The organism is Pseudoxanthomonas sp., from assembly GCF_002863005.1.
Taxonomy (GTDB): domain Bacteria; phylum Pseudomonadota; class Gammaproteobacteria; order Xanthomonadales; family Xanthomonadaceae; genus Pseudoxanthomonas_A.
This window is the reverse complement of record NZ_PKDG01000016.1, coordinates 13,944-33,442: the sequence shown is the minus strand read 5'-3', so window position 1 is coordinate 33,442 and position 19,499 is coordinate 13,944. Positions and strand designations below refer to the sequence as shown.

The window sequence follows — 19,499 nt, the reverse complement described above, 5'->3', positions numbered from 1 at the left end:
ATCATCGGACGTCGAGCCCGAAACGGCGATTCCATCGCAAAGGCGACTACTTCGGCGCGTTCGCGGCAGGTGCTACGTAGGCCTTGCGCGCTGCGCGGACTTCGTCGTGGTGATCCGATGCCCACTGCGCCAGCATCTCCACGCGTTCGAAGAACGATTCGCCCAACGGCGTTAGCGCATAGTCGACGCGCGGCGGCACCGTGGGAAACACCGCGCGGCTGACCAGGCCATCCTGCTCCAGGTGCCGCAGCGTCTGCGCGAGCATGCGCGGCGAGATGTCGGCTACGCGTTTGCGGACCTCGGAAAAACGCAGCGTGCCCATAGCCAACTCGTGCAGCACGAGTACCGTCCAGCGGTCGCCGAGGCGGTCCAGCACGTCCCGGATCGGGCAGTTCTCGACGAGGATCAGGGATTGGCGGTGCAGGGTCATGAGGATCTCCAGGATCGGTTACCTCCGGGTAACCGGGTTACTTCGGACACCCTGCTTGTACGGGCGTCGTCCATTACTACCATAGGGTAACCAATATCCTTTCCGTTACCAGACCCAGGAGCCGCCATGTCTTCCCCCACCCTGCTCGTCACCGGCGCAGCCGGTCATCTCGGCCACGCCGTGGTGCGCCACCTGCTGGAAACCCTGAAGGTCCCGCCCGCCCGCATCATCGCCACCAGCCGCAAGCCGGAGGCCCTGGCGGACCTCGCCGCCGCCGGCGTGATTGTGCGCGCCGCGGACTTTGACGCACCCGCCACGCTGGCGACCGCCTTCGCCGGCGCGGACCGGGTGCTGCTGGTCAGCACCGACGCACTGCTCGAACCGGGCAAGCGCCTGGCGCAACACCGTACCGCCGTGCAGGCGGCGGTCGAGGCCGGTGTTAAGCATGTCGTCTATACGTCGCTGCCCTCGCCCGCCACGTCGCACGTCGCGTTCGCACCCGACCATCTGGGTACCGAACAAGCACTGGAGGCCAGCGGTCTAGGATGGACCATGCTTCGCAATGCCTGGTATGCCGAGAACCTGGCGTATTCGCTTCCGTCCGCGCTCGCATCGGGCGAATGGGTCACCGCCGCCGGTGAGGGCGGCGTCGCCTACATCGCCCGCGAAGACCTGGCACATGCCGCGGCCGTAGCGCTCGCCGCCGACAGCACCGCGAACCGCACGTTCACGCTCACCGGCACGCAGGCGCTGAGCGCCCGCGAGATTGCCGCGAAAGTTAGCGCGGCGCTCGGCAAACCGCTGGCGATCGTCGGTGTCACGCCGGACCAACTGGCCGAGGGGTTGCGCGGACATGGATTTCCGCCGGTGCTTGCGGACGTGTTCACTTCGTTCGATGTGGCGACGGCGGCCGGCGACCTGGGCGAAGTGACCGACGATTACGCCGCGCTGACCGGTCGGGCGCCGGCGACGTTCGATGCGTGGCTCCCCGCGAACGTCGACCTGCTGACCGCCTCGCACTGACGTCTGAAAACAAGAACCCCGGCTTGAGCCGGGGTTCTTTCTTACCGTGGAAGGAATGACTCAGGCTTGCTTGGCCTTTTCCTTCGCGATCCACTGGTCAACACGACGCTCCAGCAGGGTCAGCGGCAACGCGCCTCCGCCCAGCACGGTGTCGTGGAACCCCTTGATATCGAATTTGTCGCCGAGTTCGGTTTCAGCCTTCTTGCGGAGTTCCTGGATCTTGATCATGCCGATCTTGTAGGCCGTGGCCTGCCCCGGCATGATCAGGTAGCGCTTCACCTCCGACTCGATCGCCGCACGCGGTACCGCGCTGTTGGCATCGAAGTACTCGACGGCCTGCTGCTCCGTCCAGCCCTTCGCATGCAGGCCGGTATCCACCACCAGGCGGATCGCACGCCACATCTCGGAACTCAGGCGACCGAACTCGGAGTACGGGTCCTGGTATGTGCCCGGCATTTCTTTCGCAAGCCATTCCGAATACAGGCCCCACCCCTCGGCGTATGCGGTCACGCCGTACTGCGTACGGAATTTCGGCACGCCGGTCAGTTCCTGCGCGATGGCGATCTGCATGTGGTGGCCCGGCAGGCCCTCGTGGTACGCAATGACCTCCAGCTCGGGCTTCGGCATGGCGTTCATGTCGGAGAGATGCGCGTAATACACGCCCGGACGGGAGCCATCCGGAGTTCCTGGGTAGTAATGCTGTGCGGCGCCGTCCTGCTCGCGGAAAGGTTCCACGCGCTTCACCACCAGGTCCGCCTTCGGCAGCAGGCCGAAGTACTGCGGCAACACCTTCTTGATGTTGTCGATGGCGCGGGTTGCATCGTCGATGTAGGCCTGGCGGCCGGCATCGGTATTCGGATACTTGAACTGCTTGTCGCTGTCGATGAAGGCGAAGAAGGCGTCCAGGTCACCCTTGAAGCCGACCTTGTCCTTTAGTGCCGTCATCTCGCCCTTGATGCGCTCGACTTCCTTCAGGCCGAGCGCATGGATCTCGTCGGCGGTCATGCCGGTGGTCGTCATCTGCCGCAGCTGGTACTCGTAGTACGCCTTGCCGTTCTTGTGCGTCGTACCCACGCCGGTCGCGTTGACCGCCGCTTTCGGCAGTTCCTCTTCGCTCCACGCGATCACGCCGTCATAGGCCGGCTTGAACTGCTCCAGCAGCGCCTTGCGCGCTTCGTCCTTCAGGGCGGTCGCACGCGCCGCATCGATCTTGCCGGCCTTGACCAGCGCATCGGCCTTGGCCTGCGCATCGGCCCAGATCGCCGAATCCTTGCCGGCCGAGAATGGCGCGCCGGTCACCACCTTCTTCGCCTGGTCGATCACGCCCTCGTAGGCGAACTTCGGCGGGCGCACGCCTTCGGCTGCCGATGCGCGTGCGCGCTCCAGCAACTGGTCGAAGGCGCGCTGGGTGGCCTTCAGGCGGGCGATGTAAGCCGTGTAGTCGGCCTCTTCATCGACCTTGTGGAAGCTGATCAGGAAGGTCGGCCAGAAGCCCTGGGCACCGTTCATCTGGTCGAATGCGTAGCCGTCCAGCAGGAACGGCAGGCCGTCGCGCGCGTTCTCGTACTGCAGCTTCCACAGGTCGTAGGAGAACTTCGCCTCGTCGTCGAGCTTGGCGTAGTCGAAGGTCTTCTCCATTTCCTCGACGCTGGCCTGTTGCCACGCGACCTGGTCGCGCGTCGCTTTCTCCGACATGTCGTCGACCTGGTCGTACAGGTCCTTGCGACCCTGGAACGTCAGCTGGATGGGGCTGAACTTCAGTTGTTCCTCGTACTTCTTGTCGAACCACTCGTTCAGCCGCTTGCTTTCTGCTGCGACATCGGCGGCGGACGCCGCCGGGGTCGCCGCATCCGCAGTGGTGCCGGCAGCCGGAACAGGGCCCTTGTCGCAGGCAGCCAGGGCCAGCGTGAGGGCACAGACGATCAGGGTTTTGCGCATCGGGGTCTCCAGGAGGAAAACGGGGGACAGACCCCCGCATCAGGCCACTTTAGCGGAGCGCCGGTCCCGGGTCCCATGACCAAAGACGGGGGTCGTCCGTGCACGCGTCCCGTAACGAAGAACGCCGCCTCGCGGCGGCGTTTCCGTACCGGACTGGCCCGGGCCTCAGCGCAGCCCGGTCTCGATGCGCGCGATCACCAGGCGCTGGATCTCCGAGGTGCCCTCGTAGATCTCGGTGATCTTGGCATCGCGGAAGTATCGCTCGATCGGCATTTCCTTCGAATACCCCATGCCGCCGTGGATCTGCAGCGCCTGGTGGGTGATCCACATGGCGGCTTCGGAAGCGGTGAGCTTGGCGATGGCCGCTTCGTTGCTGAAGCGCTGGCCCTGCCCCTTCACCCATGCGGCACGCAGCGTCAGCAGGGTGGCGGCGTCCAGCTTGCACTTCATGTCGGCGATCTTGGCCTGGGTCATCTGGAACGTGCCGATCGGCGCGCCGAATGCCTTGCGTTCCTTGACGTACGCGATGGTGGCTTCGTACGCAGCACGCGCGATGCCGATCGCCTGGCTGGCGATCCCGATGCGACCGGCATCCAGCACGCCCATGGCGATCTTGAAGCCCTCGCCTTCCTTGCCCAGCACGGTATCCGCGCTCGCCACGTAATCGGTGAATTCGATCTCGCACGTCGCCGAGGCACGGATACCCAGCTTCGGCTCGGTCTTGCCGCGATGGAACCCGGCCTTCTCCGTGTCGATCATGAACGCGGTGATGCCGCGCGCGCCCTTGTCGGGTTCGCTCATCGCGAACAGCACGATGTACTTGGCGACGGGGCCGGAGGTGATCCAGCTCTTCTTGCCATTGATGACGAAGCTGCCATCCGCCTGCTTGACGGCACGGCAGCGCATCGCGGTGGCGTCGGAGCCGGACTGCGGTTCGGTCAGCGCGAACGCGCCGATCTCCCGGCCTTCGGCAATGGCCCGCACGTAGGTCTGCTTCTGCTCTTCCGTGCCGAAGGTCAGGATGCCGTTGCAGAACAGCGAATTGTTCACCGACACGATGGTGGAGTGCGCGGCGTCGGCTGCCGCGATTTCGATCATGGCCAGCACGTAGGCGATGGGATCCATGCCGGCGCCGCCGTATTCCGCCGGCACTTCGATACCCATCAGGCCGTTCTCGCCCAGCAGGCGGATGTTGTCCAGCGGGAACTCGCCGGTCCGGTCGTGGTGCTCGGCGCTCGGGCCGATCTTTTCCTGGGCGATCCGGCGCGCGACGTCCTGGATCATCAACTGCTCTTCGGTGAATGCGAAATCCACGGGTACCCCTCGACCAAAGTTAGATACCAATTGTAACCCGCCACCATCCGTCGGCGTATGCCATGGGTTGACCGCGGGCGGCGCCGAACTTCAGAATATCTCTATATCGCGATAGGAAGATATTTATGGATCTCGAAGCCTGGTCGGCCCGCCTGAAAGTATTCGCCGACGCCACGCGCGTGCGCCTGCTGGCATTGCTGTCCCGCGAGGAGTTGACCGTAGCCGAGCTGTCGGCGATCACCCAGTTGGCCCAGCCACGCGTATCCACGCATCTGGCAAAGCTGAAGGAAGCCGGCCTGGCGCGCGACCGCCGCGCCGGGGTATCGGCGTACTACCGCTTCGACGAAGACAACCTGGACACCGTCCAACGCGAACTCTGGCGCAGCCTGCGCGATGGCAGCGACGACCCCTTGCTGCGCCAGGATGCCGAGCGCATCGCGGCCGTGCTGGCCAACCGCGCCGCGGACCAGAACTGGGCCGACAGCGTGGCCGGCGACATGGAACGCCACTACTCGCCCGGACGTACCTGGGAAGCGCTGGCCCGCACCGCCCTGCCCCTGCTGGAAACCGGCGACGTGCTCGACATCGCGTCCGGCGACGGCGTGCTGGCCGAACTGCTCTCGCCGCATGCCAAGCGCTACGTCTGCATCGATACCAGCAGCCGCGTCGTGGCGGCGGCCGGGGAGCGCCTGCGCCGCTTCCCGAACGTGGAGGTCCGTGAGGGCGACATGCATGCGCTGCCGTTCAAGGACGGCAGCTTCGATCTGGTCGTGCTGATGCATGCGCTCACCTACTCGGCCAAACCGGCGCAGGCCGTCGCCGAAGCGGCCCGCGTGCTGCGCCGGGGCGGCCGCCTGCTGCTCAGCAGCCTCGGCAAGCATGAACACAAGTCGGTCGTCGACGCCTACGGCCACGTCAACCTCGGCTTCTCGGAGAAGGAACTCCGCAAGTTCGCCGAGAAGGCGGGGCTGGAGATCGCCAACGCCGAAACCGTCACCCGCGAACGCCGTCCACCCCATTTCGAAGTGTTGTCGCTGACCGCGCAGAAGCCATGAAGACCCTCCCCTGGTTACACCCCGCCCGCGCCGCGTTGCTGCTCAAGGCCCTCGAAGAACGCATTCTGATCATAGACGGCGCCATGGGCACGATGATCCAGCGCCACGGCCTGCAGGAAGCCGACTATAGAGGCCAGCGGTTCGCCGACGGCTGCGATGCCGCCCACCCGCACCCACACGGCCCCGGCTGCGACCACGACCTCAAGGGCAACAACGACCTGCTGCTCCTCACCAAGCCCGACGTGATCGCTGGCGTGCACACCGCGTATCTGGACGCCGGCGCCGACCTGATCGAAACCAATACCTTCAACGCCACCGCGATCAGCCAGGCCGATTACCGCCTGGAACACCTGGTGTACGAGTTGAACAAGGCCGGGGCCCGCGTCGCACGCCAGTGCTGCGACGCCATCGAAGCAACCACGCCCGCCAAACCGCGCTTCGTGATCGGCGTGCTCGGCCCGACCAGCCGTACCGCCTCGATCAGTCCCGACGTCAACGATCCGGGGTACCGCAACACCAGTTTCGATGAACTGCGCACGACCTATCGCGAGGCCATCGAAGGCCTGATCGATGGCGGTGCGGACACGCTGATGGTGGAAACCATCTTCGATACGCTCAACGCCAAGGCGGCGCTGTTTGCGATCGAGGAAGTCTTCGACGCGCGCGGCGGCCGGCTGCCGGTCATGATCTCCGGCACCATCACCGACGCGTCCGGCCGCACGTTGTCCGGACAGACCGCTGAAGCGTTCTACGCGTCCGTCGCACACAGCCGACCGCTGTCGGTCGGACTGAATTGCGCGCTGGGCGCACGGGACCTGCGCGAACATGTCGAAACGCTGGCCACCGTGGCCGATGCGTATGTCAGCGCACACCCCAACGCGGGTCTCCCCAACGCGTTCGGCGAATACGACGAGACGCCCGAGGAGATGGCCGCCACGCTGAAGGAGTTCGCCGAAGCCGGCCTGCTCAACCTGGTGGGCGGTTGCTGCGGCACCACGCCGCCGCATATCCGCGCCATCGCCGACGCCGTCGCCGGCATTCCTCCGCGCCGGTTGCCTGCCCATGCCGTGGAGCAGGCCGCGTGAGCGTCCCCGTCCGCTACACCCGCCTGTCCGGGCTGGAGCCGCTGGTCATCACGCCCGACCTGCTGTTCGTCAACGTCGGCGAGCGCACCAACGTCACCGGCAGCGCGCAGTTCCGCAAGCTGATCAAGGAAGAACGCTACGAAGAAGCCGTCGAGGTCGCACGCCAGCAGGTTGCCAACGGCGCGCAGATCCTCGACGTGAACATGGACGAGGGCCTTATCGATTCCGAGAAGGCGATGGATCGCTTCCTCAACCTGATCGCCTCCGAACCCGACATCGCACGCATCCCGGTGATGGTGGACTCGTCCAAGTGGAGCGTGATCGAGGCCGGCCTGAAGTGCCTGCAGGGCAAGGGCGTGGTCAACTCGATCTCGCTGAAGGAAGGCGAGGACGCCTTCATCGACCACGCCCGCAAGGTCCTTCGCTACGGCGCGGCTGCCGTGGTCATGGCCTTCGACGAGACGGGCCAGGCGGACACCTGCGCGCGCAAGGTCGAGATCTGCACCCGCGCCTACCGCATCCTGACCGAAGAGGTGGGTTTCCCGCCGGAAGACATCATCTTCGATCCGAACATCTTCGCCGTCGCCACCGGCATCGAAGAGCACGACAACTACGCGGTGGACTTCATCGAAGCCACCCGGATCATCAAGCGGACGCTGCCGCACTGCCATGTCTCCGGTGGTGTCTCGAACGTGTCATTCTCGTTCCGCGGCAACGAGCCCGTGCGTGCCGCGATCCATTCCGTCTTCCTGTATCACGCCATCCAGGCCGGCATGGACATGGGCATCGTCAACGCTGGCGGCCTGCCGGTCTACGACGACCTCGACGCCGACCTGCGCGAGCGCGTGGAGGATGTGATCCTCAACCGCCGCAAGGACGCGACCGAACGGCTGCTGGAGATCGCCGACCGCTACAAGGGCAAGAAAGGCGAGGCGCCGGTCGAGAACCTGGCCTGGCGCGAGAAGCCGGTGCGCGAGCGCCTTGCGCATGCTCTGGTGCATGGCATCGATGCCTACGTCGACGAGGATACCGAGGAAGCACGCCGCCAGGCGTCACGACCGCTGGACGTCATCGAGGGGCCGCTGATGGACGGCATGAACGTGGTCGGCGACCTGTTCGGCGCCGGCAAGATGTTCCTGCCGCAGGTGGTGAAATCCGCCCGCGTCATGAAGAAGGCCGTGGCCTACCTGCTGCCATTCATCGAAGCGGAGAAGCTGCGCACCGGCGATGTCGGCAAATCCAACGGCAAGATCGTCATGGCCACGGTCAAGGGCGACGTGCACGACATCGGCAAGAACATCGTCGGCGTGGTGCTCGCCTGCAACAACTTCGATGTGGTGGACCTGGGTGTGATGGTGCCCACGCAGAAGATCCTGGACACAGCACGCGCCGAGAATGCCGATTTGATCGGCTTGTCAGGCCTGATCACGCCGTCGCTGGAGGAAATGACCCATGTGGCGCGGGAGATGCAGCGGCAGGGCTTCGAGATGCCGCTGCTGATCGGCGGCGCGACCACGTCGCGCGCGCACACGGCGTTGAAGATCGATCCCCACTACAGCGCGCCGACCGTGTGGGTCAAGGACGCATCGCGTGCCGTGGGTGTCGCGCAGTCGCTGATCTCGCGCGACATGCGTGCAGCCTTCGTCGCTGCCAACGACGCCGACTACGCCGAGATTCGCGAGCGCCACAAGAACCGCGGGGATGCCAAACGGTTGGTCTCGCTGGAGAAGGCCCGCGGACAGAAGTTCGATGGCGGCTGGACCGACTATGTGCCACCCGCGCCGCGCCAGCCGGGGCTGCATGTGTTCGAGGACTATCCGCTCGGCGAGCTGGTCGACTGCATAGACTGGACACCGTTCTTCAACGCGTGGGAGCTGTTCGGCAAGTACCCGGCAATCCTGACCGACGAGGTGGTCGGCCCGCAGGCCAGTGAGCTGTACCGCGATGCTCGCGCGATGCTGGCGAAGATCGTGGACGCGAAGTGGCTGACGGCCAGGGCGGTGTTCGGGCTGTGGCCTGCGAACAGCGTCGGCGACGACGTGGAACTGCAGGTCGACGGCAGGACCGAACGCCTGCACTTCCTGCGCCAGCAGGTCGACAAACCGGCCGAGCGACCGGATTTCTGCCTGGCCGACTTCATCGCTCCGAAGGATTCCGGCCGGCAGGACTGGATCGGCATGTTCGCCGTTACCGCCGGCATCGGCATCGACGAGCACGTCGCCCGCTTCGAGGCCGACCACGACGATTACAACGCCATCCTGCTCAAGGCGCTGGCCGATCGCCTGGCCGAAGCGCTGGCCGAGCGCCTGCACCAGCGCGTCCGCAAGGAGTTCTGGGGTTACGTGGCAGACGAGTCTCTGGACAACGACGCGCTGATCGCGGAGCAGTACGTTGGCATCCGTCCCGCGCCCGGGTATCCGGCGTGCCCGGAGCACAGCGAGAAGGACACGCTCTTCCGCCTGCTCGATGCCGGCCGCAACGCCGGCATGTCGCTGACGGAAAGCTTCGCGATGCTGCCCACGGCGGCAGTGTCCGGCTACTACTTCAGCCATCCGCAAAGCCAGTACTTCGTGGTGGGACGCGTGTCCAAGGAACAGGCCGCAGACTATGCCAAGCGCAAGGGCGTGGACCTGCCGCAGGTGGAGCGCTGGCTGGCTTCCAACCTGGATTACGACCCCGACTGACTCCAAGGACGACACGTGCCTCCTCACGACGGGATGGGGGCCGCGTACGATATGCAGGTACGCATACGCCCGGAATCCATCATGAAATCCTGTTTCCTGCTGTCCGTCCTGCTTGCCGTGTCCACGCCGGCATCCGCTGGCGGCGAGCATGCGGACGTGTTGATCCGGCATGTCAACGTCGTGGATGTGGAGCACGGCCGCACGCTGGCAGGACAAGCCGTCGCCATCCGCGGTGGCGACATCGTCGCCGTCGGCCAGGACGCAAGACTTGGTCGCGCGTGGCAGGCAACGACCACCCTGGACGCACGCGATCGTTACCTCATTCCTGGGCTCTGGGACATGCACGTCCATTTCGGCGGCGGCGAGGCATTGATCGAAGAGAACAAGGCTCTGTTGCCGCTTTACGTTGCTCACGGCATCACCACGGTCCGCGATGCTTCCGGCGACCTGCCGGAGCAGGTCCTGTCATGGCGTGCGCAGATCGCCGGTGGTCGCTTGTTCGGCCCTCAACTGTTCACGGCTGGCGCCAAGATCGAAGGCATCGCGCCCCTCTGGAAGGGCACGCTGGAAGTTGGCGATGAGACTGCGGTGGATGCCGCACTGGACCGTGAACAGCGCGACGCGGTCGACTTCGTGAAGATAACCGACAGCACGCTGAAGCCGGAGCTTTTCCTCTATGCGGTCTCGCAGGCCAGAAAGCGAGGCCTGCGCACCTCCGGCCATATCCCCATGGCCATCACGGTAGGAGAAGCGGTCGAAGCCGGGCTGAGTTCCATCGAACACCTCGACTATGCCTTCAAGGCGGGCGTCGCCGACGAGGCCGCGATCGCCGCCGACTTCGCCGCCGGGCGGATCGACCGCACCGAAGCCAACCGACGCCTGCACGCCGGCTTCGACCGAGATACCGCGATGAAAGCGTACCGCCTGTTCGCGGAACGCGGCGTAGCGGTCACGCCGACGCTTGAAGGCAGCCGCATCATCGACTTCCTGGATACGGAGTCGCACGAAGGGGACGACTATCTGGCCTACATCGGCCCTGGGCTGCGCAAGACCTACGCATGGCGTGTCGAGCGTGCTGCCAAAGCCACGCCCGAGCAGATCGTCGCGCGACACGAGCGGTTCGCGCGGATCGCCGCCGTGCTGCCGATGCTGCAGGAGGCTGGCGTGCGCATCATGGCGGGAACGGATGCCGGCTTCCTCAATTCCTACAATTATCCCGGCGTCGGACTCCACAACGAAATGTCGTTGTACGTGCGCGAGGGCCTGACACCTGCGCAGGTGATGGTTGCTGCAACACGGAGCGGCCCGGCATGGTTCGGCAAACTGGAGCGTTATGGCGCGATCTTGCCTGGCAGGGCCGCCGACCTGGTCCTGCTGCGACGGAACCCGTTGGAGGATATCGAGGCAGTGCGCGCCATCGAGACGGTCGTGCTTCGCGGGAAGGTCTTCGACCGTGCGGCACTCGATGCGATGCTGGCGGAAACGCGGGCCAAAGTCGCAGCGTGGAACGCGGCGGCTAGCCACTGACGACCTCCTGCCCCGATCACCATGGGTCCCGCATCCGAGTCCTCGCCCCGCGTGCCGACGGCGCACCTGTCGAGCTTCTACTTCTTCTACTACGCCACGCTGGGCGCATTCACGCCCTACTGGAGCCTGTACCTGGAATCGCGCGGCCTGGGCGTGGCCGCCATCAGCGTGCTGATGAGCCTGTGGTACGGCACGCGCATCGTGTCGCCCAGCCTGTGGACCACGCTGGCCGCCCGGGCGTCGCACCCGATCCGGTGGCTCCACCTCGGGTGCGCTTTGGCGCTGGGCTGTTTCGCACTGTTCCTGCTTCCGTTGGAACACGCAGGCCTGTTCGCGGTGATGCTCGGCTTCTGCTTTGCCTACAACGCGGTGATGCCGCAGTTCGAATCGATCACGATGTCGCACCTGGGCGCGCGCAGTGACCGCTATGGCCTGATCCGCGTCTGGGGCTCGATCGGTTTCATCGTCGTGGTGGCCGGCTTCGGCTGGATGATCGACGAACGTCGGCTCGGCGTCGGCGCGCTGCCGTGGCTGATGCTGCCCGTGCTGGCGGGCGTACTGGGCTCCGCGCTGCTCAATCGGTACGCGCACGATCCGCGGCCGCCGACACGCGAGGGCGATGACACGTTCCGTTCGCGACTGCGGCAGCCGCGGGTAATCGCCTTCTTCGCCGCAGCGTTCCTTACGCAGGTATCTTTCGGTCCGTTCTACACGTTCTTCTCGATCTACCTGTCCGAGCATGGCTACCCGACCGCCACCCAGGGCGTGTTGTGGACGGTGGGCGTGCTGGCGGAGATCGGCGTGTTCTTCGTGGCAAGCCGCATTTTCAGGCGCTGGGATGCGAGCCTCGTCCTGATGGTGGCGCTGCTCAGCGCATCGGTGCGCTGGCTGGTGACGGGCCTGTTTCCCGACAACATGCCGGTGATGGTGCTCGCTCAGCTGACGCATGCATTGAATTTCGGAGCGTTCTTCGCAGCCGCGATGCAACTGCTGGTGCGCTTCTTCCCCGGCCGCATGAACGGACACGGCCAAGGGGTCTTCTATGGCTTGTCATCGGGCGTCGGCGGCGTGACCGGCGCCCTGCTCGCTGGCCAGCTGTGGCGCTTCGGTGGCGGAACCGCCTTCTTCGCATCTTCGTTCATCGCCCTGCTCGCCGCCTGCATCGTCTGGCGCTGGCTGGTGCGCGCTCCCATCCCGTCAGGCTGATCCAGCGCCTGCGAGCTGGGCGAGGAAGCGACGGATCTCGCTGGCTGCCGGTGCGGGCGCGATCTGGAACAGGAAATGCGGTGCGTCGACCACCGCATGTAGGACATCGCGCGCCCCGCGCAGGATTTCGCGCGCCGCTTGCGGCCAGATGAGCCTGTCGCGCTTCGCCTGCAGAAACAACAGCGGAACGCGAAGCTCCGCCAGCTGCGGCCGGACATCCACGCGCAGCGCCGCGAGCGCACGCTGGCGCAGCACCTCAAAGGGCAGCGATGCCAGGATCGCCTCGAACTCAGCGCGCAGCGGCGGTGGCAGGCCACGGCCCGCCAACAGTCGTTCCAGCGCGAACACAGGGGACGCGACTGCCGGCAGCGCGTCCAGAAGCCGGGCGCCGGCCCGGCTCAGGGGTAACGGGGCATGGACGAACGTGGCCGCCATCACCAACCCACGCACGCGCGCCGGATGACGATGGGCAAACAGCACTCCGAGGGGGCCGGCGAAGGACTCGGCCACGAGGGTGACATCGGCGTGGCGCAGCAGCGCGGGTTCGATCGCAGCGGCCAGCGCGGGATAACTTTCGAAGTGTCCGCTGTCGTAGGACAACACCTCGACGTCCGCGGCATCCGCCAGCGCCGCGATCAACGGGGTGTACAGACGGCCGGTGCCGTCCAGGCCGGGCAACAGGCAGAGCCGCGGCCGCGCGGGCGAAGTCACCAGACCAGGTCGTCAGGCACCTGGTACTGCGGATCGGCGTAGGGATCCTGGTCGGCGGGCGCGTCGGGGTCGACCTTCAGCGCCACGGCGGGGGCGAAGATCGCTTCGGCCTCCGCCAGAACCGGCGCCGTGACCAGCAGATAGCGGCCGTTCTGCTGCACGACGCCGAGATCTCCCTTGTTCAAGGCTTTCAGCTGCTCGGCGTTGACATAGATGCGCTTGATCTTGCCGCCGTAGGGAAAATGTCGCGCGATGTCGGCATCCGCATCGTTGAGCGCCTTGTCCTTGAGGAAGGCGTCGAGCCTGGCCTTCGCCTCGCGGCGCACGCGGGCTTCCTCCTGCTTGACGCGCTCGGCCTCGATGCGCTCGTCCTTCTCGCGCTGGGCGCGGATCGCGTACGCCTTGGCCAGGTCGATGTCTTCTTGGCTGCGCTTCGGTTTGCCTGCGGCATGCGGTGGCCGCGGCTTGCCGCCTTGGCCAGGCTTGGGATGCGCTGCGCCCTTGCCCGCGGGCTTCTGGGCATCGCGCCGCGGATCGGGACGACGGTCGGGCTTGCGCTCGGGTTTTGGCGCGGGCTTGAAACCCAGGCCCAGCAACTGGTCGCGGAGTGAATCGGTCATCGGTCTTTCGTGGGGAACTGCCGTGCCCCAAGCCTATCAATAATGCGGTGGCGGTGGTTCATCCACGGGGCTGTCGTGCAGTGACGTGCGCACTTTGCCCAACTCCTCGACCATCTGCCTGAGCAGCAGCGAAGTACGCTGGTTCTCGGAGCGCGCCTCGGCCAGCGCATCGCTCAGTTCGCCCATCGCGTGCTCCTGGAACGCCAGCCGGGTTTCCAGTTCCACCAGCCGACGCTCCAGCGAATCCCCTTGTAGGGGCAGATCAGTTTGCATGCACGGACCTCCCGCGCCCGATGCCGTAGTAGGCGAGTCCCGCGGCTTCCACTTCCGCGGGGTCGTACAGGTTGCGGCCGTCGAAGATGACGGCGTCGCCCAGCGCGTCGTGCAGGCGGGCGAAATCGGGACTGCGGAACTGTTTCCACTCCGTCACCACCACCAGCGCATCGGCGCCTTCCAGCGCGGTGCGCGCGTCCTCGCACAACGTGAGGTCGTCACGCTCGCCGAAGATGCGCGCTGCCTCGGGGCCGGCCTCGGGGTCGTAGGCACGCACGCGTGCGCCCGCCTCCCACAATTCCGCCAGCAGCCGCCGGCTGCTCGCTTCGCGCATGTCGTCGGTGTTGGGCTTGAAGGACAGCCCCCACACCGCGAAGGTCTTGTCGCGCACGCCTTCGTCTTCGCCGCGGTCGTAGTGGCGCTGTATCAGTTCGAACAGATGGCCCTTCTGGCGGTCGTTGACCGATTCCACCGCCTGCAGCAGTTCCGGGACATACCCGTGCTGCTCGGCGGTGCGCGCCAGCGCCTGCACATCCTTGGGAAAGCAGGATCCGCCGTAGCCGGCACCGGGATAGATGAAGTGCCATCCTATGCGCGGGTCCGAGCCGATGCCCTGCCGCACCTGCTCCACGTCCGCGCCCACGCGCTCGGCGATGTTGGCGATTTCGTTCATGAAACTGATCTTGGTGGCCAGCATGGCGTTGGCCGCGTACTTGGTCAGCTCGGCGGAGCGCACGTCCATGACGACGATGCGCTCGTGGTTGCGATTGAACGGCGCATACAACCGGCGCAACTTTTCAACCGCGCGCGCCTGGGATGCACCGACGATGATGCGATCGGGCCGCATGCAGTCGTTGACAGCGTCACCCTCTTTCAGGAACTCGGGATTGGACACCACGTCGAACGCGATCTCCACGCCGCGCGTCGCAAGTTCCGCGTCGATGGCGGCGCGCACCCTGTCCGCCGTACCCACCGGCACGGTCGACTTGTTCACCACCGTGCACGGATGCCGGAGACCGCGTCCGATGGTCCGAGCCACCGCCAGCACGTACTGGAGGTCGGCACTCCCATCTTCATCCGGCGGCGTACCGACTGCGATGAACACCACGTCGCCATGATCGATCGCCTCCTCGGCGACCGTCGTGAAGCGCAGCCGGCCGGCGGCGTGGTTGGCCTTCACCATCGGCGACAGGCCGGGTTCGTAGATCGGCACGACGCCGCGGTTGAGACCGTCGACCTTGGCCGGATCGATGTCGACGCACACGACGTCGTGCCCGACTTCGGCCAGGCACGTGCCCGTCACCAATCCGACGTATCCGGTACCGAAGATCGCAACGCGCATCCGCTGACTTCCTGGCCGAGGGAAGACCCTATTGGATCAGCTGCTTATTGCAGGACGCCCATCAGTTCGACATCGAAGGTCAGGGTGGCGTCCGGACCGATCTTGCCGCCCGGCGCACCGTTGGGACCATAGGCGAGGTTCGACGGAATCCAGAAGCGGTACTTCGCACCCACGGGCATCAGCGACACACCCTCGGTCCAGCCGGCGATCACCTGGCCGAGGCCGAATTCCGCCGGCTCGCCACGCGCATAGGAGCTGTCGAACACATCGCCGTTCAGCAGCTTGCCCTCGTAGTTCACGCGTACGCGGCTGCTGGCCTGCGGACGCTGGCCGTTGCCCTGGCGCAGCACCATGTACTGCAGGCCGGACGGCGTCGTCACCACGCCCGGCTTGACCTTGTTGGCGGCAAGGAACGCCGCGCCTTCGTCGCGGTTGCGCTGTGCGACGCCGGCCTGGCGCTTGGTGAGGTAAGCCTGCATCTCGGCCTGCGCCTGCTCGAGCGTCAACAGCGGCGTGCCGCTCTTGGTCGCGACGGCCTTCACCGCCTGCGCCAGCACGGCGGGATCCACTTCGTCCTTGAAGGGCAGCAGGGACGGGCCGATAACGTAGGTCCCCAGGAATACACCCACCTTCGTCTTGTCGACCGGCGGCGGCGTGCTGCCCGGCGGCATGCCCGGGATCGTCTGGCCATCGGCGACGGCCAGGTTCATGCGCAGCAGCTGGTCGGTGGCCTGCGCTTCCTGCTCGGTCATGGCCTTCGGCTTGCCGGCGAAGGTGTCCGCAATGGCACGCTGGAAGGCGGCGATGTCCATGAAGGGACCTACCGGCTGCAGCGAATTGCCGACGTCCACGCCAATGGCGTAGCTGACCTTGTCGCGCTCGGTGACCAGCGCGGTCTTTTCCTGTGCAGACACGCTGCCTCCCAGCATCGAAAACGAGATTGCCAACAACACGGCTGCGCCGCGGACCGACCGCTTCATCCTTTCTGCTCCTGGAACCTGCGCCACGAGGGTGGCGCCAAACCAATATTGTGGCACGCCCGCTGCGGGCGCAGGCACTGGCATCAACGCGTCGCGCGGGGCGCCTTCAGTTCGCGCTCGATCGCGGCTACCACCGCAGGGTCATCCGGCGCGACCTTGCTGGGGAAGTTCGCGACCACGCGACCATCGCGCCCGATCAGGTACTTGTGGAAATTCCATGCCGGGGACGTGCCGGTGGCGCTCGCAAGCGATTTGTAGAGAGGCGTGGCGCCGTCGCCCGTCACCACGACCTTCTCGAACATCGGGAACTTGACCCCGTAGGTCAACGTGCAGAACTCCTGGATCTCCTTCTCGCTGCCCGGCTCCTGTCCCTTGAAGTCATTGGAAGGGAAGCCGAGTACGGCAAACCCCTGGGCGGCATAACGCTGGTGCAGCGCCTCCAGTCCCTCGTACTGGGGCGTGTATCCGCATTTACTGGCCGTATTGACGATCAGCAGCACCTGCCCGGCATACCTGTCCTTCAGGTTGACGGCCGCCTTGCCGGCCAGCGGGCGGTAGCTGACGTCCAGCAGGCTGGCCGCGATTGCCGTGGCGGACGCCAAGACAAGCCCGACAAAGACCATGGTTTTCAATATCTTGGAACGCACGGGCGGACTCCACTAGTGTGAACATGACAAGTATGCCTTCAGTTGGGTGACAAACTCCCGCAGGACAGTTGACGACCTGTGTTTTGGTGTTATAGTTGAATACAACACCACTCACCCAACTCAGGGGGGTACCCGATGAACCCGAAACTGACCCACACCCTGCCCAGCCTGGCCGTCGGCGGCCTGTTGCTGGCGGCGGGCGCCCTGGCGGCCATGTCAGGCGCCCGCACGTCCGAGGTGGACACCGCCGCGCTGGTGGGCGCGCTGGAGTCCGATGTCCGCGAGATCGCCGGGGATGAAGGCAACCCGGAGGCCACCCGGCACAAGCGCCGCGCCCGCGCCTCGCTGGCCATGCCGTACTTCTCGTTCGGCCAGTCACTGCGTCCGAGGAGCTGAGCCATGGCACCCATCCAATGGAGCGACGGCGCTCCCATCTACCGCCAGCTGAAGGATCGCGTGATCGCGATGATGCTCGACGGCATCCTGAAGCCCGGCGACGCCCTGCCCTCCGTGCGCCAGGTGGCGGCGGAGTACCAGTTGAATCCGATTACCGTTTCGCGTGCCTACCAGGAACTGGCGGATGAAGCCCTGGTGGAGAAGCGCCGCGGCCTGGGCATGTTCGTCACCGACGAAGCGTCCCGGAAGCTGCGCGGCAGTGAACGCGAGCGCTTCCTGACCGAAGAGTGGCCGGCCGTCGCCGAGCGCATCGAGCGCCTGGGCCTGTCCATCGAAGAGTTGCTGCAATCCAAGGGGAACAAGTGATGAATGCCGCAATCGCCAACACCGTGGTGTCGGCCCACGGCCTGCGCAAGGCCTACAAGAACAAGCTCGCGCTGGACAACACCAGCTTCGAGATCGAGGCGGGCAAGATCATCGGCCTGATCGGTCCGAACGGCGCGGGCAAGACCACCGCACTGAAGGCCATCCTCGGCCTGACGCCGTTCGAAGGCCAGTTGAAGGTGCTGGGCCTGGATCCGCGCAAGGACCGCGACGAACTGATGAAGGATGTCTGCTTCATCGCCGACGTGGCCGTGCTGCCGCGCTGGATGAAGGTCAAGGAGGCCATCGACTTCGTCGCCGGCGTCCATCCGCGCTTCGACCGGAGCAAGTGCGAACGCTTCATCGCCAACACCCAGCTCAAGCCCAACCTGCGCGTGCGCGAGATGTCCAAGGGCATGATCGTGCAGCTGCACCTGGCGCTGGTGATGGCCATCGACGCCAAGCTGCTTGTGCTCGACGAGCCCACGCTGGGCCTGGACATCCTTTACCGGAAGCAGTTCTACCAGCGCCTGCTGGAAGACTACTTCGATGAGCAGAAGACCATCATCGTCACCACCCACCAGGTGGAGGAGATCGAACACATCCTCACCGACGTGATGTTCATCCGCGACGGCAAGATCGCGCTGACCTCGCAGATGGAGGATGTGGCCGAGCGCTACACCGAGCTGCTGGTCAGCGGCGACGCGGTGGAGCAGGCGCGCGCCCTGAAGCCGATCGACGAGCGCGCCCTGCCCTTCGGCAAGACCGTGCTGCTATTCGACGGCGTACCGAAGGGACATCTCGCCGCCCTCGGCGAAACACGCACCCCTGGCCTGGCCGACCTGTTCGTCGCCATCATGAAAGGAACCTACGCATGAACGCCGTGACTTCGACATTGGGCAAATCCTCCAAGCCGGGCGCGTTCACGTGGCTGCTGAAGCGCGAGTTCTGGGAGAACCGAGGCGGTTTCTTCTGGGCACCGGTCATCACCGGTGGCATCTTCGTGGTGCTCAACCTGATCCTGGCGATCATCGGCAGCATCGCGGCCCGGGGTGAGATCAACGGCGGCGGTTTCAGCATCGAGGAAGCGCCGGAGAAGGCGTACCAGATCGTCGGCGGCATCGGTGATGGCATGCTGCTGGGCGGCGTGATCCTGGCCTGCGTGGTGCTGGCGTTCGTGGTGTTCTTCTACGCGCTGGGCACGCTGTACGACGACCGCCGCGACCGCAGCGTGCTGTTCTGGAAATCGTTGCCGGTCTCCGATACGCACATGGTGTTGTCCAAGCTGGCCTGGGCACTCTTGCTGGCACCGCTGCTGGCCGTGGGCGTGGGCATCCTGATCGGCCTGGCGATGTGGCTGATTTCGGCCCTGACCATTTCCATCAACGGCCTGCCCGCTGGCGGCGCGGTGTTCACCCACTCGCATCCGCTGCGCATCATCGGTGGGGTGCTGGCCTCGCTGCCCGTCTATGTGTTCTGGGCGTTGCCCGCGGTCGGCTGGCTGATGTTCTGCTCGGCCTGGTCGCGCAGCAAGCCGTTCCTGTGGGCGGTGCTGGTGCCGGTACTTGCCTGCGTGATCATCAGCATGACCGACATCCTGCCCGGCCTGGAGGTCCGCCACGACCTGATCTGGTACACCGTGGTCTACCGCGGACTGGCGAGCGTGATCCCGGGCGCCTGGTTCCCCACCCTGCCCGGTGGTGCCGCCAACCCGCATGCCGACTTCAACTCGCCGGACGAACTGGCCAATGCCATCGACCTGACGCGCAGTTGGCACGCCTTCGCCACGGCGGACCTGTGGATCGGTGCGGTGATCGGCGTCGCCCTGATTGTCGGCGCGATCTACCTGCGCCGCTGGCGCGAAAGCGAATAAGCCTGCTCCGGGCGGCGCCCCCTGCCGCCGCC

The 19,499-nt window shown here is 65.7% G+C and carries 19 protein-coding genes; 10 read left to right on the top strand and 9 right to left on the bottom strand.

Annotated features, from left to right (window positions below):
* Positions 1-46: 46 nt before the first annotated feature.
* Positions 47-430 (bottom strand): helix-turn-helix domain-containing protein, encoded by a 384-nt coding sequence (locus CYU89_RS07570; RefSeq protein ID WP_093486189.1) that lies wholly within the window; start codon positions 428-430, stop codon positions 47-49.
* 126 nt (positions 431-556) lie between these two features.
* On the opposite strand from CYU89_RS07570, the gene CYU89_RS07565 reads away from it, so the two are divergent.
* Positions 557-1,453: an SDR family oxidoreductase gene (locus tag CYU89_RS07565; protein ID WP_296279906.1), complete on the top strand. Its 897-nt coding sequence runs from the start codon at positions 557-559 to the stop codon at positions 1,451-1,453.
* Between the two features lie 60 nt (positions 1,454-1,513).
* On the opposite strand, the gene CYU89_RS07560 is transcribed toward CYU89_RS07565, so the two are convergent.
* Together CYU89_RS07560 and CYU89_RS07555 are read right to left on the bottom strand one after the other, a co-directional pair.
* Entirely contained in the window at positions 1,514-3,391 is a 1,878-nt protein-coding gene (locus tag CYU89_RS07560) for a DUF885 domain-containing protein (protein WP_296279904.1), read from the bottom strand.
* 165 nt (positions 3,392-3,556) lie between these two features.
* On the bottom strand, positions 3,557-4,705 hold the full coding sequence (locus CYU89_RS07555) for an acyl-CoA dehydrogenase family protein (RefSeq protein ID WP_296279902.1): 1,149 nt from the start codon (positions 4,703-4,705) through the stop codon (positions 3,557-3,559).
* 125 nt (positions 4,706-4,830) lie between these two features.
* On the opposite strand from CYU89_RS07555, the gene CYU89_RS07550 reads away from it, so the two are divergent.
* From CYU89_RS07550 to CYU89_RS07530, 5 genes are all read left to right on the top strand, one after another.
* Positions 4,831-5,760 carry a metalloregulator ArsR/SmtB family transcription factor gene (locus CYU89_RS07550; RefSeq protein ID WP_296279900.1) on the top strand — a complete coding sequence of 310 codons (930 nt, stop codon included), beginning with the start codon at positions 4,831-4,833 and terminating at the stop codon, positions 5,758-5,760.
* Positions 5,757-6,845: a homocysteine S-methyltransferase family protein gene (locus tag CYU89_RS07545; protein ID WP_296279898.1), complete on the top strand. Its 1,089-nt coding sequence runs from the start codon at positions 5,757-5,759 to the stop codon at positions 6,843-6,845. Before CYU89_RS07550 ends, CYU89_RS07545 begins: the two co-directional genes overlap by 4 nt.
* Positions 6,842-9,529, top strand: coding sequence for a methionine synthase (gene metH / locus CYU89_RS07540; RefSeq protein ID WP_296279896.1), 2,688 nt, complete (start codon positions 6,842-6,844; stop codon positions 9,527-9,529). The genes CYU89_RS07545 and metH overlap by 4 nt, the downstream gene beginning before the upstream one ends.
* Before the next feature lie 81 nt (positions 9,530-9,610).
* Positions 9,611-11,056, top strand: a complete 1,446-nt coding sequence (locus CYU89_RS07535; RefSeq protein WP_296279956.1) for an amidohydrolase family protein — start codon at positions 9,611-9,613, stop codon at positions 11,054-11,056.
* 21 nt (positions 11,057-11,077) lie between these two features.
* Entirely contained in the window at positions 11,078-12,262 is a 1,185-nt protein-coding gene (locus tag CYU89_RS07530; RefSeq protein WP_296279894.1) for an MFS transporter, read from the top strand.
* Here CYU89_RS07530 and CYU89_RS07525 read toward each other — a convergent pair.
* From CYU89_RS07525 to CYU89_RS07500, 6 genes are all read right to left on the bottom strand, one after another.
* Positions 12,254-12,973: an alpha/beta fold hydrolase gene (locus CYU89_RS07525; protein ID WP_296279892.1), complete on the bottom strand. Its 720-nt coding sequence runs from the start codon at positions 12,971-12,973 to the stop codon at positions 12,254-12,256. The two genes, CYU89_RS07530 and CYU89_RS07525, sit on opposite strands and share 9 nt — an antisense overlap.
* On the bottom strand, positions 12,970-13,593 hold the full coding sequence (locus tag CYU89_RS07520) for a DUF2058 family protein (protein WP_296279890.1): 624 nt from the start codon (positions 13,591-13,593) through the stop codon (positions 12,970-12,972). The genes CYU89_RS07525 and CYU89_RS07520 overlap by 4 nt, the downstream gene beginning before the upstream one ends.
* A 36-nt stretch (positions 13,594-13,629) precedes the next feature.
* Positions 13,630-13,866: a SlyX family protein gene (locus CYU89_RS07515; RefSeq protein ID WP_296279888.1), complete on the bottom strand. Its 237-nt coding sequence runs from the start codon at positions 13,864-13,866 to the stop codon at positions 13,630-13,632.
* Positions 13,856-15,208, bottom strand: coding sequence for a UDP-glucose/GDP-mannose dehydrogenase family protein (locus CYU89_RS07510; RefSeq protein WP_296279886.1), 1,353 nt, complete (start codon positions 15,206-15,208; stop codon positions 13,856-13,858). Before CYU89_RS07510 ends, CYU89_RS07515 begins: the two co-directional genes overlap by 11 nt.
* A 44-nt stretch (positions 15,209-15,252) precedes the next feature.
* Positions 15,253-16,188: an FKBP-type peptidyl-prolyl cis-trans isomerase gene (locus tag CYU89_RS07505; RefSeq protein ID WP_296279885.1), complete on the bottom strand. Its 936-nt coding sequence runs from the start codon at positions 16,186-16,188 to the stop codon at positions 15,253-15,255.
* A gap of 83 nt (positions 16,189-16,271) precedes the next feature.
* Complete coding sequence (locus CYU89_RS07500; RefSeq protein ID WP_296279954.1) at positions 16,272-16,811, bottom strand: glutathione peroxidase; 540 nt, start codon at positions 16,809-16,811, stop codon at positions 16,272-16,274.
* 159 nt (positions 16,812-16,970) lie between these two features.
* Between CYU89_RS07500 and CYU89_RS07495 the strand changes: the two genes are divergently transcribed.
* From CYU89_RS07495 to CYU89_RS07480, 4 genes are read left to right on the top strand one after another with little or no spacing between them, the layout of a single operon-like run.
* Entirely contained in the window at positions 16,971-17,231 is a 261-nt protein-coding gene (locus tag CYU89_RS07495; protein ID WP_296279884.1) for a hypothetical protein, read from the top strand.
* Between the two features lie 3 nt (positions 17,232-17,234).
* Positions 17,235-17,597 (top strand): GntR family transcriptional regulator, encoded by a 363-nt coding sequence (locus CYU89_RS07490; RefSeq protein ID WP_296279883.1) that lies wholly within the window; start codon positions 17,235-17,237, stop codon positions 17,595-17,597.
* Positions 17,597-18,472 carry an ABC transporter ATP-binding protein gene (locus CYU89_RS07485; protein ID WP_296279881.1) on the top strand — a complete coding sequence of 292 codons (876 nt, stop codon included), beginning with the start codon at positions 17,597-17,599 and terminating at the stop codon, positions 18,470-18,472. Before CYU89_RS07490 ends, CYU89_RS07485 begins: the two co-directional genes overlap by 1 nt.
* Entirely contained in the window at positions 18,469-19,467 is a 999-nt protein-coding gene (locus CYU89_RS07480) for an ABC transporter permease (protein ID WP_296279879.1), read from the top strand. The genes CYU89_RS07485 and CYU89_RS07480 overlap by 4 nt, the downstream gene beginning before the upstream one ends.
* Positions 19,468-19,499: the final 32 nt, after the last annotated feature.

Bases quoted from the DNA above. Each gene is read 5' to 3' on its own strand.
- CYU89_RS07570 (WP_093486189.1), bottom strand. From the start codon at position 430: ATGACCCTGCACCGCCAATCCCTGATCCTCGTCGAGAACTGCCCGATC.
- CYU89_RS07565 (WP_296279906.1), top strand. From the start codon at position 557: ATGTCTTCCCCCACCCTGCTCGTCACCGGCGCAGCCGGTCATCTCGGC.
- CYU89_RS07560 (WP_296279904.1), bottom strand. From the start codon at position 3,391: ATGCGCAAAACCCTGATCGTCTGTGCCCTCACGCTGGCCCTGGCTGCC.
- CYU89_RS07550 (WP_296279900.1), top strand. From the start codon at position 4,831: ATGGATCTCGAAGCCTGGTCGGCCCGCCTGAAAGTATTCGCCGACGCC.
- CYU89_RS07545 (WP_296279898.1), top strand. From the start codon at position 5,757: ATGAAGACCCTCCCCTGGTTACACCCCGCCCGCGCCGCGTTGCTGCTC.
- CYU89_RS07535 (WP_296279956.1), top strand. From the start codon at position 9,611: ATGAAATCCTGTTTCCTGCTGTCCGTCCTGCTTGCCGTGTCCACGCCG.
- CYU89_RS07530 (WP_296279894.1), top strand. From the start codon at position 11,078: ATGGGTCCCGCATCCGAGTCCTCGCCCCGCGTGCCGACGGCGCACCTG.
- CYU89_RS07520 (WP_296279890.1), bottom strand. From the start codon at position 13,593: ATGACCGATTCACTCCGCGACCAGTTGCTGGGCCTGGGTTTCAAGCCC.
- CYU89_RS07515 (WP_296279888.1), bottom strand. From the start codon at position 13,866: ATGCAAACTGATCTGCCCCTACAAGGGGATTCGCTGGAGCGTCGGCTG.
- CYU89_RS07510 (WP_296279886.1), bottom strand. From the start codon at position 15,208: ATGCGCGTTGCGATCTTCGGTACCGGATACGTCGGATTGGTGACGGGC.
- CYU89_RS07505 (WP_296279885.1), bottom strand. From the start codon at position 16,188: ATGAAGCGGTCGGTCCGCGGCGCAGCCGTGTTGTTGGCAATCTCGTTT.
- CYU89_RS07500 (WP_296279954.1), bottom strand. From the start codon at position 16,811: ATGGTCTTTGTCGGGCTTGTCTTGGCGTCCGCCACGGCAATCGCGGCC.
- CYU89_RS07495 (WP_296279884.1), top strand. From the start codon at position 16,971: ATGAACCCGAAACTGACCCACACCCTGCCCAGCCTGGCCGTCGGCGGC.
- CYU89_RS07490 (WP_296279883.1), top strand. From the start codon at position 17,235: ATGGCACCCATCCAATGGAGCGACGGCGCTCCCATCTACCGCCAGCTG.
- CYU89_RS07485 (WP_296279881.1), top strand. From the start codon at position 17,597: ATGAATGCCGCAATCGCCAACACCGTGGTGTCGGCCCACGGCCTGCGC.
- CYU89_RS07480 (WP_296279879.1), top strand. From the start codon at position 18,469: ATGAACGCCGTGACTTCGACATTGGGCAAATCCTCCAAGCCGGGCGCG.